Annotated in this window: 15 protein-coding genes; 5 read left to right on the top strand and 10 right to left on the bottom strand. The window is 46.6% G+C overall.

Annotation, left to right across the window (positions count from 1 at the left end; translation table 11 throughout):
* Positions 1-27: 27 nt before the first annotated feature.
* A complete protein-coding gene (locus ACVA58_RS09700; protein ID WP_446510242.1) occupies positions 28-1950 on the top strand; it encodes a PTS fructose transporter subunit IIABC in 1923 nt (640 codons plus the stop codon).
* Positions 1951-2109: 159 nt separating this feature from the next.
* On the opposite strand, the gene ACVA58_RS09695 is transcribed toward ACVA58_RS09700, so the two are convergent.
* Positions 2110-2877 (bottom strand): hydratase, encoded by a 768-nt coding sequence (locus ACVA58_RS09695; RefSeq protein WP_446510241.1) that lies wholly within the window; start codon positions 2875-2877, stop codon positions 2110-2112.
* Between the two features lie 194 nt (positions 2878-3071).
* Here ACVA58_RS09695 and hxpB point away from each other — a divergent pair, with 194 nt between their 5' ends.
* Positions 3072-3752, top strand: a complete 681-nt coding sequence (gene hxpB / locus ACVA58_RS09690) for a hexitol phosphatase HxpB (protein ID WP_446510240.1) — start codon at positions 3072-3074, stop codon at positions 3750-3752.
* A 217-nt stretch (positions 3753-3969) separates the two neighbouring features.
* Here the strand turns inward: hxpB and ACVA58_RS09685 are convergent, their stop codons facing one another.
* Genes ACVA58_RS09685 through ACVA58_RS09675 form a run of 3 tightly spaced genes read right to left on the bottom strand, consistent with a single transcriptional unit; the run spans position 3970 to position 7409 of the window.
* The gene (locus ACVA58_RS09685; protein ID WP_446510239.1) at positions 3970-4929 is read right to left on the bottom strand and encodes a PfkB family carbohydrate kinase; all 960 of its coding nucleotides are present in this window, start codon (positions 4927-4929) and stop codon (positions 3970-3972) included.
* A 9-nt stretch (positions 4930-4938) separates the two neighbouring features.
* A complete protein-coding gene (locus ACVA58_RS09680; protein WP_446510238.1) occupies positions 4939-6342 on the bottom strand; it encodes a purine-cytosine permease family protein in 1404 nt (467 codons plus the stop codon).
* Positions 6343-6383: 41 nt separating this feature from the next.
* Positions 6384-7409, bottom strand: a complete 1026-nt coding sequence (locus ACVA58_RS09675) for an ADP-ribosylglycohydrolase family protein (protein WP_446510237.1) — start codon at positions 7407-7409, stop codon at positions 6384-6386.
* A gap of 169 nt (positions 7410-7578) precedes the next feature.
* Here ACVA58_RS09675 and ACVA58_RS09670 point away from each other — a divergent pair, with 169 nt between their 5' ends.
* Positions 7579-8316 (top strand): GntR family transcriptional regulator, encoded by a 738-nt coding sequence (locus ACVA58_RS09670; protein ID WP_446510236.1) that lies wholly within the window; start codon positions 7579-7581, stop codon positions 8314-8316.
* 168 nt (positions 8317-8484) lie between these two features.
* Here the strand turns inward: ACVA58_RS09670 and ACVA58_RS09665 are convergent, their stop codons facing one another.
* Positions 8485-9015, bottom strand: coding sequence for a dihydrofolate reductase family protein (locus tag ACVA58_RS09665; protein WP_446510235.1), 531 nt, complete (start codon positions 9013-9015; stop codon positions 8485-8487).
* Between the two features lie 109 nt (positions 9016-9124).
* On the opposite strand from ACVA58_RS09665, the gene ACVA58_RS09660 reads away from it, so the two are divergent.
* Positions 9125-9688 (top strand): TetR/AcrR family transcriptional regulator, encoded by a 564-nt coding sequence (locus ACVA58_RS09660; protein ID WP_446510436.1) that lies wholly within the window; start codon positions 9125-9127, stop codon positions 9686-9688.
* A 104-nt stretch (positions 9689-9792) separates the two neighbouring features.
* On the opposite strand, the gene ACVA58_RS09655 is transcribed toward ACVA58_RS09660, so the two are convergent.
* From ACVA58_RS09655 to ACVA58_RS09645, 3 genes are all read right to left on the bottom strand, one after another.
* Positions 9793-10893: an ElyC/SanA/YdcF family protein gene (locus ACVA58_RS09655; RefSeq protein WP_446510234.1), complete on the bottom strand. Its 1101-nt coding sequence runs from the start codon at positions 10891-10893 to the stop codon at positions 9793-9795.
* Between the two features lie 104 nt (positions 10894-10997).
* Entirely contained in the window at positions 10998-11192 is a 195-nt protein-coding gene (locus tag ACVA58_RS09650) for a hypothetical protein (RefSeq protein WP_446510233.1), read from the bottom strand.
* A 140-nt stretch (positions 11193-11332) separates the two neighbouring features.
* Entirely contained in the window at positions 11333-11530 is a 198-nt protein-coding gene (locus ACVA58_RS09645) for a hypothetical protein (RefSeq protein ID WP_446510232.1), read from the bottom strand.
* A 282-nt stretch (positions 11531-11812) separates the two neighbouring features.
* Here ACVA58_RS09645 and ACVA58_RS09640 point away from each other — a divergent pair, with 282 nt between their 5' ends.
* A complete protein-coding gene (locus ACVA58_RS09640; RefSeq protein ID WP_446510231.1) occupies positions 11813-13471 on the top strand; it encodes a cytochrome-c peroxidase in 1659 nt (552 codons plus the stop codon).
* Between the two features lie 92 nt (positions 13472-13563).
* On the opposite strand, the gene def is transcribed toward ACVA58_RS09640, so the two are convergent.
* Together def and ACVA58_RS09630 are read right to left on the bottom strand one after the other, a co-directional pair.
* Complete coding sequence (gene def / locus ACVA58_RS09635; protein WP_446510230.1) at positions 13564-14088, bottom strand: peptide deformylase; 525 nt, start codon at positions 14086-14088, stop codon at positions 13564-13566.
* Positions 14089-14248: 160 nt separating this feature from the next.
* On the bottom strand, positions 14249-14878 hold the full coding sequence (locus ACVA58_RS09630; protein ID WP_446510229.1) for a fructose PTS transporter subunit IIA: 630 nt from the start codon (positions 14876-14878) through the stop codon (positions 14249-14251).
* Positions 14879-14888 lie beyond the last annotated feature (10 nt).

The raw sequence follows: 14888 nt of genomic DNA, 5'->3' as shown, positions 1-14888 counted from the left end.
CTCATTACAACAAAAAGAGAGTTTGCCATGATCACATCTCTTATAAATGAAAACTTGATGTACCTTGATTTGAAGGTCACCAGCAAAGACGACGTGTTTGATACCCTGTCCGAGTGCTTGTTGCGCGAGGGCAAAATCAATGATAAAGCCCAATTTGTGGCTGACTTGCAGGCCCGCGAAACCCAAGGTAGTACCGGCTTTGAAGATGGTATTGCGATCCCCCATGCCAAAAGTAAGGCAGTGGTTGAACCTGCGGTAGCGATAGGTATCTGTCGTGAGGGAATCGACTACGGCTCGGAAGATGGTTTACCGTCCAAGCTGTTCTTTATGATTGCCTCCCCTGATGGCGGTGCCGATCACCATATAGAGGTACTGGCCGAGCTATCTAGCAAGCTGATTGAAGACGGTTTTGTCGAAGCCATGCTGGCAGCTAACACCCCCAAGGAAGCGTTGGCTTTGCTGTTGGAACAAAAACAGGTGCCTGAAATGTCAGATCTTTCAGCGGGTAAGACAAGCAAAGGGTTCGTTATTGGTGTCACCGGTTGTCCGGCTGGTGTTGCGCACACTTATCTGGCTGCGGAGTCTCTGGAACAAGCGGCGGCAGAGCTGGGCTATGAGATCAAGGTGGAAACCAATGGCTCGATAGGGGTGAAGAACAGCCCGAGCGCGGAGGAGATTGCCCGTGCCGATGCCATAATAGTGGCCTGTGACAAACAGGTCGACATGCACCGCTTTGCGGGCAAGAAGCTGGTTAAGACGGGGGTGAAAGAGCCCATCAAGCGAGGTAAACAGCTGATTGAGAATGCCCTTGAAGCTCCGGTTTATCAAGCCCAAGGCGGCGGTGAGGCTGATGATTCCTCTGTTCAAAAAACCAAAGCGACTTCAGCACTTTATACCTACTTGATGAACGGTGTGTCATACATGATCCCGTTTGTGGTGACCGGCGGTTTGCTGATTGCCTTGTCGCTGGCGATTGGTGGGGTGCCGACCGAGCAGGGCATGCAGATCCCGGAAGGCAGCTTTTGGCAACCGGTGCTGGATGTCGGTGTGGTTGCGTTCACATTAATGATCCCGATTTTGGCTGGTTATATTGCCTATGCGGTCGGTGACCGTCCGGCGTTGGCTCCGGGCCTTATTGGGGGCTGGATTGCCAACAATGGCTCTTTCTACGGTTCGGAAGTAGGCACCGGCTTTATCGGCGCCATAATTGCCGGCTTGTTAGTAGGTTACTTCATTCGCTGGCTAACCAGCCTGAACTACCCGAAGGTAATGCAGCCTCTGGTGCCGATTATCATCGCGCCATTGTCGGGTACTTTCTTCATTGCCGTTATTTTCATTACCCTCATCGGTGCACCGGTATCAGGGATGATTGACTCGATGAACGCCATGCTGGTGAACATGAGTGGCGGTAATATCATTATTCTTGGCATGATCCTCGGGGCGATGTCGGGCTTTGATATGGGCGGACCGGTTAATAAGGTGGCTTTCTTGTTCGGTGTTGGCATGATTGCCAGCGGTCAGACTCAATTTATGGGCGCATTGGCGTGTGCTTTCCCGGTACCGCCGTTGGCGATGTGGTTGTCGACAGTAGTTGGCCGCAAGATGGGACTGTTTGATCAGACTGAAATCGAAGCGGGTAAAGCAGCTGGTGCGATGGGCTTTGTTGGGATTGGCGAAGGCGCGATTCCGTTTGCGGTACGCGATCCACTTACTGTGATCCCGGCCAACGTCATTGGTAGTATGGTTGCGTGTGTGATGGCCTTCTTGTTCGGTATTACCAACACGGTTGCCCACGGTGGCCCGATTGTTGCTCTGCTTGGCGCGATGAACAAACCAGTGGTGGCGGTGATGTGTATGTTGGTTGGTGCTATTGTGACATGCTTAATCACTATTACATTGAAGAAGTATCGCTTGGTAAAGTCTCAAGCAGCTGAACTGCAGGTTAGTTAACACTAACTATCTCGGCAAGCTTTGAATTCAATAATCTGCGGGAGCCTAGCTCCCGCTTTTTTTCGGTATTCAAAGCTCTATCAGATCATTGATGAAAGCTTGATTGCACATATTGCAATAGTGGAGGAAGTCGGGTCTGTTTATCTTTTCAGTAAGCGCTTACTTCTTCTCGACGAACGTCACTTGATACTCACCAATGGCGCCGTAACTGATGGTGGTCGGCTTATCGAATTCTACCTCGACGATACCGCAGTACGAACCTGTGATAATAGCTTCGCCTGCTGAGAAGTGCATGCCACGGCGGGTCATATAGTTGATCAGCCAATACACTGGGTTCTGCGGCATAGTATTAGGATGCACGCCTGCGAAAGTTTGTACTTGCTCACCTTGCGTTACAGTGATGTCAATCTTGGCAGCAGTAAACGCTTTTTCACGGTCGATTTCAGGGCCGATAAACATGCCTTGGTTAACTAGACAGTCTGCCAGTTTTTCAAAGAATTCCGCACCGCTGTCATCGGCAAAGCGAGCTTGCATCAACTCAAGTGCCATATGGCATGGGCCAATTGCCGCGTTGATTTGCTCTTCGCTGTAACCTTCTGGATTAGCAGGCAGATCAGCGTTTAGGATAAAAGCAATTTCAGGCTCAATGCGCACTGCGTTGTTATCGGCAAACAACTCACAGCTTTCGCCTTGTTGAATTGTCTCAGCAAAAATTGGTGCAACCACAAAATTGTCGTCTGAAAGCGGTAGTAAGCACTTCCATCCACCCACTTTGTCGCTGTGCTGGTCAATCATTGATGATTGGATTTGCAGGGCATCATCCACATTGGCTGGACGTTGCTGCTCGTCAAGGCGTGGTGCTTTAGTACCAGGTACACGACGGTTTAGCAGCTCTGTCGCTGCCTGTTCAAAATTCATAATGGTCATATTGTATTACCTTTGGGCTTATTCCTAAATCATATCGGGAATTGCCAAGACTGGGTAGTGAAATCATCCGTTGGTTGCTGTAAATAAATGCTCCACCTAGATGAAAAGAGGAAAGCTTTGGGGAGCAACTCTTCTCTTTATCGGCGTTTGATACCGTTCTAGGATTCAGGCACTAATGATTTAAGCAGGTAATTATGATGAAAAAAGATGCTGTTATCTTTGATATGGATGGGGTGCTCATCGACTCCGAACCTTATTGGCGTCAGGCGCAGGTGGAAGTACTCGCTGGCTATGGCATGACCGCTACGTTTGATGACTGTATTCGCCTGACTATGGGTCGGCGATTGGAAGATATTGCCAAGATTTGGTGTCAGCACTTTAACTTTCAGATCTCACTGGTAGAACTGCAACTTGCCATCATGTCGGGGGTGGTAGCACTTATCCGCCAACAGGGAGAGGCTAAGCTTGGGGTTAATGCTTTACTAGACACATTGCAGCGCGCCGGAGTGAAAATAGCATTGGCAACCTCATCCAGTATGCCGATCATTGATGCGGTGCTTGATAGCTTGAATATCCGTCAGTATTTTTCGGTTGTGTGCAGTGCCGATAATGAAGAGTATGGCAAGCCTCATCCGTCGGTGTACCTGACGGCGGCCCATCAATTGGGTGTGTCTGCTAGTCAATGTGTGGTGATTGAAGACAGTGTGACAGGCATGATTGCTGGATTAGCCGCGGGAATGACCACTTTTGTAGTACCTGACAGTATCGATGATCCACGTTTTGCTGTGGCTAATGGTAGCTTTATTTCATTAGTGGATCTTGAGCATCACTTGCAAATAACGGGTGAAACAAAGGGCATTGGCGTAAGAAGCTAACTAGTTGGCACTTTCTGCTATTGGTATGGCCCGATCGGACAGTGTGATTTTGCCGGCTTTCACTATTCTATTTCTATCGAACATTTGCCAGTTGGACGGGACAGACACCGGAAAGCTATCGTGCGACAAGTCGTGGGCAGTGAAAAAGCCCAAATAAAAAAGCCAGCAGGCTGCCTGCTGGCTTAAGTTTGATTCAGAGAGTATGAAGCGGTCGCTATCAGGTTTGTTGCCCCGCCTGGAAAGCCGTAAGCTCCTGTCGGGTTGGGGCTCCGTTTGAGCCTGCTTTGCTGACCACAACGGCCGCTACCATATTTCCTAACTCGGTCGCAGTGCCGAGTGTTAGCCCACAGGCTAGCCCAGCGATGACTCCGGCGCAGTGACTGTCACCTGCTGCAATGGTATCGGCAACCGTGACCTGACAGGCCGAAATATAGGCTGCCGTTTTGCCAGGTTCGCAAACATACGCCCCGTCTTTGTCAAAGCGGCAGATCATTGCTAGTTGGCGTTGTTGAGCGAAAGACTGCGCGGTGCTGACAGCCTCTTCTAGTGAGGACTGTGAGCCATTTAGTAGGTTCAGCTCCTCTCGGTTAAGCGTTAGGGTAGCCTGCTTGGCCAGTAACTGTTTGATAAAAGCGGGGTCGATATCAGACAACCGTGGGCCAAAGTCGACAAACAAGGTTTTATCATCCCCGAGTCTGAGCAGCCATTGACGCAGTGGTTCGCTTTGCGGACTGACAAGCTCATAACCAGATACATAGACGATAGCATTTTCGGGAGTCGGAATTTGCTCCAATAGCTCTTTATTCCAATATTGCTCGCAGCCGTCAACAGTGATGAACGTTCGCTCTTTGCTAGGCTCGACCATGGCAATACACCACCCATTGTCATGGCTTGGATGACGAAGCAGAACCGGTAGCGCCTCTTTATCCATTTCTTTCTCGACAGCCTGTCCCCATGCTCCATTACCAACAGGGATCGCATTGACTGGCGACAGTGAAAGTCGACTCAAGGCTCTGGCAACATTGAAGGCACAGCCACCGATTTGCCTATCCTGCTCTTGGGCTACAACATCACCACCGCTGGTAGGCAGGTTATCGAGCCCAAGCATGACATCGCCAAAGGCGGCGCCGAGCACAATGATTGGCCGCTGTTGTGAAAGTGCTGAGATATCTATCATTGTCGTACCCTATGCGTTCTTTTTCAGGATAAGGCGATACAACACCATGCTGACCAAGAAAGATACAAAAAGCCCCAAACTAGAATCGGCAAAGATACCGATGGCAAATGGACCGTCGATGAAACCAGTATTCGTTACCATTAAGCCAGACAGTGAACCTATAACCCAGCAAATCAACGTTGGTTTCTTGATCCCTGTGTCACCAAATAACTCTTCATCACTGTAGCCAGATTGGCGATGCTTGGTGAAGAAGTCGGTCATGAAAATGGCAGCCCAGGCGGCAAGGAAAACACCGCAGAAGACAAGGAAGGAGATGAATGGACCGAGGAAATCACCGGAAACGAACAATACATAAAGTGCCACACCAAGGACCAAGACCGCATCGAGCGCAACGGCAGTACGTTGTTTCAGTTTGATCCCCATGCTCAATAGGTTAAGACTCGCTGAGTAGAGGCTTAAGACTGCAATGGTAACAATACCTGCAACTGCGGCGGCTAGGTACGGTATTGCCATCCATGATGGTAGTAGTCGGCCAATGGCAGAAATAGGGTTTTCGTGCGAAGCGAGATCCGGGATTTGAGCAGTCAGTAGGATCCCTGTTAGCATCAATAAAATCAGCGGGAGTGCAGCACCACCTACCACCGCATTGAAAATACCACGATGGCTTGATTTAGGGCTTTGATCTCGGCTGTAGTCTGCGCCAGCAATTGCCCAGCTGATACCGGTGCCTGCTGCAATGATTGAAACCGCAGGCAAGAATCCGGTGACCCAGCTACCGGAAGGTAGAGCCATGATGGTTTCCCAGTCTGCAGTAGCTACTAAGTAAAGAACAACAAAGAAGGTCATCGCGCCGAAAGTGCGGGTGATCCACTTTTGCATTAACAGTACTGTGTTTTGCCCAAGTACACTGACAAAGACGGTCATGCCACCAAATAGGACTAATGAAATGGCTGTTGTCATTGTCGTTTCAGCAAACCCTAGCGCGCTAAATAGGGCGGCGAGGGTTAACGTACCGGTGATAATGTTGACGGCTTCCCACCCCATGAGGTTGATCCAACAGAATGATGTAGGAGCTATATTCCCTTTTATACCAAAACTTGAGCGGGAAAGGGTTAGGGTTGTGGTTCGTCCTATTTTACCGGCAATGCTTGACATACCAACCAGTGTAAAGGATGCGACACCAACGATAGCAGCTAGCAACGACTGAAAGAATGATAATCCAAAAGAAACGATAATCGCGCCGTAAACCACACCTAAAATTCCGATGTTTGCTGCGCACCAGACGAAAAATAGTTCAGCAGGTTTCTTTGTTTGCTGGTTAGCAGGGACTTTGGCTATCCCCAGATCTTCGATGTTGGCATCGTGGCTGAGGGCGTGCGGTGTATGTCCTGTTAGTACATCTCTGTTACTCATGCTGCAGTCCTTAGTGTTGAAGTATTTAGAGTTCCGATCTGTTATTGACGGTGGCGGAATGTTGTTAACGCTTTGGCATATGGTGCAAAGTCTATGTGGTTGGCGCGGTTGATCAGCGTGAGATGCTGTGGGCTGAAGGCTTCGATACCATTGAGAGCACCGCATATTGCTGTAGCCATGGCTCCGATGGTGTCTGTATCTCCCCCCAAATTGGCTGCAAGCTCGGCACAGCGCATTGGTTGAGTATCAGCGAGTTCGACAAGGGCGATTGCACTTGGAATTGACTCGATAATATCCATGCCTGAGCCAATCATCTCATAGAGGTCATTGAGGGCTTGTTTTGGATCATGTTGACTTTCAACCACATAGAGGGCGTATTGGATTCTTTTACCTAAAAGTGGACTGAAAGTGGACTCATTGTGGCGCTGTGTTTCATTTGCTAGGGTTACTATTTCTTCTTTGATGATGTGCCAAGGGGTGCCTTCTATCGCTCGGCTGATCGCCCAACCCACCACTGCCGCACCAGCAATGGCGATATCGGATTTATGAGTGGGAAGGCATGATAGCCGGATACCCTCGATAAAGTGCGCTTTGTTGTGGGTTGGTAATAGACAACCCACAGGTGAGATACGCATCGCGGAGCCATTGGTCACACCATTGGCCTCAATTTGGTCAAACGTACAACCTTGATCAATGGCTGTTAGCGCAGCTTTGGAAGTTGGGCCTAAAATGTTTTTTTCAAACGCATTGATTCTTTTCGCCCACACCATAATGTGCTTGGCAATCAGTTGTGGGTCTAGCTTGCCATCGGCTTCGATTACAGCATCCATTAAGGCGACACACTGGCTGGTATCGTCGGTAAACTCACCGGCGCTAAACTCATTGGCCGCAATGTTTTCTTCAGGTCCAGGAAGGAAATCATCGATCCATCCAAAATAATCGACCACTTTATTTTTCGTCCACAGTTCAGACGGCATGCCCATCGCATCGCCGATTGCCTGGCCGTAGAGGCAGCCTAAAATGCGATCTTCAATCGTTGCCGTTGGTAGTTGGCCTGTGTGGCTCATGGTGTTTTCTCCGGAGTATCACGGTAATGGGATATGATTTGATAACTATCATAAGTCCACTTTAAGTCCAGTTAAATTCCTTTTAGTTACCAATGTGATTTGGGCCTCACACTTTGGTACTATCATCATGATTTTAGTTATGTCAGCATCTTGATTTAGGCGGTATGGATTGGAACAGCTATTTCTTACTCAGATGAAAGAGGCATTGGATGCCAGCGTCTCAACCCCTTTATACCTACAGCTGCAACAGGCCATTGAAAAAGCGATTGCAGATAAGTTGCTCACCCATGGCACTGCATTGCCTTCCGAGCGCAAAATGTCCCAAGCGCTCGGAGTGTCCCGGGTTACGGTGGTCAAAGCTTTAGCGTTATTACATGAACAAGGTGTGGTGGTGAAAAAGCACGGTAAGGGAACTTTGGTTAATTTACCTGTGCATTACAACTTGTCGGGTGGTGGCTTTTCTTCTCAACTACAGCGTAAAGGTGAGGTATCAAACCGTTGGTTGGCGAGAGAATTGATGGAGGCACCATTATTTATTGCCAGCGAATTGGGCATTGTCGAAGGCGATATGATCTCGAAGATTAAGCGGGTCAGATTGGTTGATGGGATGCCGGTATCAATCGAAACCATGTATATCCCGGAGTGTTTCTTACCCCGTCCGGATTTATTGGAGGGTTCACTTTACGCCCATTGGCGCGCTCAAGGGATCAAGCCTTACGATCAGGATTACTCGTTAAGTATCTATGCGCCAACCCCAGAAGAAGCGCGAATGCTTGAAATCCCTCCAGAATCTCCTTTGATGAAAATTGTTCTGAAAAGTCAGGATAATCATGGGCTGGTATTGGAGTATGGCTCGGCAATTTGCCGTAGTGACTATTATAACTTTGAGTTCAAGGTCCGAGCGTGATCCTTTAATTTTCTAGTTGGGCTGGGTAATAGATATACCATGGCGATGCCTCTGATTTCGGGAATGTAAGTGGTTACTTTCTTCTCGATATCAAGTTTGCCATGTTCTGCCAAGATCCTCTTTCCATCTAATCATCGATTTTTGTTGGAGGCATTAAAATGCTAGTGTCTAAATACGTTCATAGTGAGACTTCACTATAGCGTTTACCAGTACTTCACTTTGCTTCAACTTAAAGTTAATCGGTGATAGTAAATCGCCAAATAGCGAGCTGCCCCCACCCAATACAACTGGGATAGTTGTGATGATCATTTCGTCGATGAGATCTTGGGCCAAGAAGTTTTGTACGGTGATCCCACCATCGATATACAGCTCCTTGAAGCCTTTCCCGTTTAGTTCTGAAACGATATTTTTCAGATCGCCCTTAACTAAAAAAGCTTTGTCTTGATATTCCTTGGGGATAGCCTTAAGACGGTTGCTGATAACAAATACAGGTTTGCTGTACGGCCATTCACAGTCAAATCCGCATACTGTTTCGAAGGTATTACGCCCCATCACTAAGGCATCTACCCGTTCCATGAAATCATTGAATCCGAAGTCACTTCCTTCTGGGTTAGGAACACTGTGTAGCCAATCAAGGTTGCCGTTTTTATCGGCGATATACCCGTCAAGACTGGTTGCGATATAGACAATGTTTGTCATGGTGATCTCCTCATTGGGGTTGCTTAGTTGATCGGCTTGGAAGGTCAAAGACGATTCGTATATAATATTCTACACTGTAGAATAATGGTGAGTTTATTGAGGATCGATGATGACTGTCAAGGGTAAAAAGCGGGGCAGGCCAACGACGTTGGCTGTCACCTTAAGTAAAGATCGGATTATTGAGTGCGCTAACACATTGATGGCAAACGACGGAAAGATCCCGAGTATCCGTAAATTGGCCGCTAGCCTTGAAGTCGATCCAATGGCGATTTATTACTATTTCACCAACAAACAGGCGCTGCTTGAAGCGGTAACCGTGTCGCTTATCGAGAATATCTATTGTCCTGATAGCACTGGGGATTGGCAGTACGAGCTGGCGAACTTATGCGAAAGTTACCTTAACCTGTTAGCGCAATATCCGGGATTGCTGGAAACCTTACTTGGTATGACATCGCACGGCCCGGCAACGGTATTTACTGAGCGGTTTGATTTGGCGATAGCTGACTTAGCGCTGAGTGATGAGCTACGTAACAATGCGCTTTCGATGCTGGTGGATTACCTTCATGGCTATGCCTTGGCGATGAGCTGTCAATCTGGCGATGAACTCAAGGTCGATATGATGTCTGGTCCTTTGGCGTTCTATATGAAGGCATTACAGCAGATGGTGAAATAAAGGGGGGATGTCATTACCTCCTCTTGATCATGCTTCCTGAATTAAGGAAACAAAAAGGCAGCCCGCAGGCTGCCTTAGTTGTATGTACGCGGTTAAGCCGTCTATTAACGCTGCTCTAGCGGGTAAGAGCGGTAGCTCCACATACCGTAAGTACGTAGTGCATCGCGGTAGATACCTAGTAGTTCCCCTTCAGAAGGCACCTTCAATTCTTCCAGTGGTTTATCGGCCGCTGAAACCGTGTCGAAGGTGATATCTTTTGGTCCGGTCTGCCATGTTGCAATTTCGAACAGTGATTGGCCGCGACGGACGTGGCTGGCTGAACTGATAATAGTGGCATGGTCGATATCATGACGGGCAAGAGCATAGCTGCTGTACAGTGCATTTTCTACCGTACTGCGGGCATAGTTGTCTTCGATAATGCGATCGCGAGCAATGCCTTTTTCAACCAACCAGTCGGCCATCAGCTTGCCTTCTGTTTTGTGGTTTCTTGGCACGCCACCAGTTAATACGATCATCGAATTAGGCTGTTTCTTGGCCATCGCCAATGTCATTTCGAGGCGATGGACCAAAATGTCGTGCATGCTACCGTCAGGATTCAGGGCGTAGCCCAGTGTGATGATGGCAGTGTTGCCTTCATATGTTTTATCTTGTTGCTCTTTGAGCGGCGTTGCGACGATGCGGTTTACGGTATCGAAGATGCGCTGGATATCGTTGGCACGCCCGGCATTGAGATCTTTCAGGGCGTTCATATGTTCAAGTGATGCTTGGCTGTTGCCTTTGAATTGCTGCCAAACGGCAAGGTAGGCATGGGCATCGACATCTTGAGGGGCAACTGTTAGTACTTGCTCGAAAAGCTCAATCGCTCGGTCGACGTTTTTGTTGTAGATCTGGGCATTTGCCGCCGAGATCAGCAAGTCAGTGCGGTAAGGTTCTAGCTGGTACGCTTCAAGTAAACGGTTAGTCACAATCTCCATGTTACTTGGCATTTTTGCGGTAAATCCAGCGTGGGAAATACGTGCTGGAGATTTAAACGCCGTAACCGCATCGGTCAGTAGCTGATCGACGACTTGGCGTTTAGTGATAAATTGGCTGTATTCAGCATCGGATTGGATACTTTGTTGTGGGGCTGTGTCTGCTGCCAATAAAGACGTCGAGGAAAGGCTTAATAGGCCACTAAGGGCAATCGCAATAAGATTCTTTTTCATTATTTATGTTTTACATATATCACAAGGTGGGCAGCAATATATTGCATTGCTAGTATGAGATTTGTGATCTAGCAATAATTATTCATATCCTTATGCGTATGAGATCACAAAATGATGTCTCGCTTCCACATTTGTGTGATAAATGAAGCGCTATTCATTTTTAGAGTGAATGAGTGGTAGATTTCTGGCGAGCGTAGCGACTGCTTGATATATTTTATCTCCGCATCCGGCATGGTTACGTAAATCGACTTCCCGTTCTTCAAATTGATTACTTTCTCGGCAATGAAAATAAATTTCATTTAGAATTCTGATATCATATTTATTCAGGATATGGACGCGTTCACGAATAAGACCCGGGAATTGATTGATAGTGATATCGATAAATTAATCGTCCACCTCGAGCCAAACATGACTAAGAATATCCGAGTAGCTAGCTAGGTTATTTTCGATGCCATACCACTTTCGGATGATAGCTTTGCTCTCTTAAATACATCGCCAGCATGTTGTTGGCTAAATCGCAGGAGCCAAATGGGAAGGCATTGAGTTCTTGCCAGCGAGGTAGATGGCAGTATTGATGCGACTGGGTTTCAATAATCGAGACTAAGGCGTTTCTAAATGTATGAACATGATATTTCAATAATAATTTCCTTGTTTATCTATCTATATATTAATCATAGTCAAATATTAAATACATTTCTTAAAAGTGAATAATAAATATTAATTTTAAAAAACATAATTTATTAATAGTAATCTTTACATTGATGTAGGTGAAATATATACCTCTTAGGAGGGAGATATTAAAAATGAAATAATATCTAATTTTTAATTATTGAGATAGTCATTTTTATGATCATGTTATTGTTGTTGAGAAAAAATGATATTCCCTCACGGCTTAAAATTACTTGTATTAAATTTATACATGAACGAATTGGAAAGAGAAAAGGATCGCTTTCTCATTCATTTTTTATTAATTCACGATGGATGGTTTTGTGTAGATCGATTATTCCTAATTATAAAAAAAGTTGGAGCATTTTTGATGAGTAAGAATACGACTAGGTTGACTAATGCGGTGGGAGCCAAGCTCTCCATTCCTCTCGTTTTAGGTATTATGGGGGCAAGTGCTTTTTCAAGTCAGGCAGTAGCTGAAGACATGACATATATGGAAGAGCTGGGTAAGAGGTTGTTTTTTGAAAAAATTTCGATAAATGACAATATGTCTTGTGCTACGTGTCATACAGGTGGCACTGGGGGGACTAATGGTGACTCTCATGTAAATAATACGGATGTGGCTGTTACTGGTTCGGATGGTGTCAGTGTTGGTAACCTTAAGCCGCCAGGGAACCAATATGTTCAGTTTTTAGATGATGATGGTAAAATTGACGGATTGAAAAATTTTGATTTGTGTGATGCCGGATTCGCACTCGTGCCATGTGGAGGGGCATTTTGGAATGGGAGAGCCAGAGGGGACAGAATTGAGGTAGAGCATGGCGTTGATGTTTTTGCTGGCCTTAGTAGCGAATATGAAGAAATGTATCGTAAATACCTTGGTCCTCTAGCTGATCAAGCACATGCCAGTCCTTTCATAAACCCATTAGAGCAAGCTGAGCCAAATAAGAAAGCCGTATGTGTTCAGGTTCGAGATCAAACTGAATGGGGCAAACAGCTATTCAAGTTTGCTTGGGGGAAAGATCTAAAATGTGGTAAAAAACATGTCAATCAAACCTTTGCCCACTTTGCAGTCGCTCTTTCTGCTTGGCAAATGTCGAGTGATAATAACCGTTTTGATTCGAAAAGAGATGTATCTTTAGCAAAAACAGATCTTAGTGACCCCAATAATATTTTTAATTTTGAAGGTTTTACTGAACAAGAAAACCGAGGCCGTGCATTATTTTATAATCCAAGACCTGGAGTAGGTGCTCGGTGTTTCTTCTGCCATGCAAGTGGGCCAGATCAAGGTACAAGTAAGTTTGAGCGTTATACTAATGATCAGTACTTTAATCTTGGTATCCCTAGAAACAATGATATTCCAAATCCAGCGGTAGATGATGGAGTTGAAATCACAGCTGCTAAATTCGCTTTTGAAAATAATATACCACACACTGTCGGTGACCATATCGGTAAGCACAAAGTGCCGACGCTACGAAATGTAGATAAACGTCCTCACAGTGGTTTTGTTAAAGCTTATACTCACAATGGCTATTTCAAGACTCTCGAGCAGCTAGTACACTTTTATAACACTTCACTAGCTAAAGATAGGTGTGAGGATATTGGAGTTTTCGACGCGAATGTTGAAGAAGCTATAGCGAATAATTGTTGGCCTAAGCCTGAGAAAGATGTAAATAATTTGCCTCCATCAAATATTGTTGGTGACTTAAAACTATCAGCTGAAGATGAAGCAGATCTTGTTGCATATATGAAAACACTAAGCGATGAAAGTACAGTTAAAGCTCCTTCTCGCTATAAGCTACATATTTACGATCCAAAACGCTTGAAGCATGGCGACAGTGACGACAAGCCATATGAAGAGCCAAAGATTGAAGACCCATTTGCGGGTAAGTTCTCTTTCGGTAGGTTCTAAAGTAAAGCAGTAAAAACAGTCTATTAGAAACCAAAAACACCCAAGTGCCTTACCACTTGGGTGTTTTTTTATGTTCGATGAAAGCTGGTTGCCTAAGCTTGGGCGATTAGCTTGAGGTATTCGGCCTCAGTGTAGTAATCGGCCTTTTCGGCCCTATCTAGGAACACCAAACCGTTGATGTGATCCAGTTCATGCTGGAAGATGCGAGCGATAAACCCTTCCATCTGGGTTCTGACTTCCTTGCCCTCAAGCGTTTGGTAGCGAACCTCAATGTGGGTGTGGCGGTTCACCAGTGCTCGGATCCCCGGAATACTCAAGCAGCCTTCCCAATCTTTTTCCATGCTATCGCTCGCCCAGATAATTTCTGGGTTGAGCATTAAGGTCGGCTCCATCATCGGTGCGTCGGGGTAGCGTGGATTGGGGCGAGACGCCACAATGAAGGCCCGGATAGACTCGCTGACCTGGGGGGCTGCAATACCCACCCCATTACTCTCAAGCATCTTTTGCTGCAATGCATTGAAAAAAGGGGCGAAATCCTGATATTGGCCAGCCGAAAGTGGCAAGGCGTGTTCGCGTAAGACAGGGTTACCAAGCTGGGCGATAGTGAGCATTTCCATGGGATGAGTCCTTTTCACGGTTTCTCCGTAAAGCATATACCGAAGTGAATTTGGGACAAAGGAAAACAAAAATTGGGTGAATGGGAGTACCTGCAGTAGTGCTGACTCTGCATGAATGCAGAGTCAGTTTTGTCGCCGTTAGAAACTGGATTTCGAGAAACTACATCATCGCCAATAGCAGAAATACAATGGCGCAGCCAACCAGCAGAACCAGTGGATAGGCCTTGCTGTTGTGCGGCTCTTCCTGTGGTGGTTCTTGCTTCGCGGCGGCAGCAATTGGTTCGGCTTCATTCTTGGTTTTTGAGGCCGGCTCAGTACCGTTTTTGGTGCCATCTCCTTCTGATCCAAATAGTGCCATCACCTCAGCTTCGCTTTTGGCTGTCTGGAGTTGCTCTCTGAAATCGTCATCAACCAGCGACGAGGTGAGAGTGGTGAGTACTTCCATATGGGTTGAACCTGCTTCAGCAGGCGGGATCGCCAACAGGAAAATCATATTGACCGGCTCGTCACCATCAATCCCTTGCCATGGCATTTCACCTTTGACAAAAGCGCAGGCAAAAACCGGTTCAATAACCGCTTCGGATTTACCGTGAGGCACTGCCAGATATTCGCCAAGAGCGGTCGGGCCTTCTTCTTCCCTTTTGAGCACGGCATCAAAGAACATCTGGCGATCAGTCAGTTTACCCGCCTGATCGATTCTATCGGTCAGGGTTTCGATTGCGGTAATACGATCATCGAAAACCGCATCCAGCATGATCAAATTATGTGAGGTTAGTTGGGCCAGTTTCATGGTCTTGCTC

This window comes from Photobacterium sp. DNB22_13_2 (genome assembly GCF_052873915.1).
The sequence above is the reverse complement of the archived record's forward strand: the minus strand, read 5'-3'. Positions and strand labels throughout refer to the sequence as shown.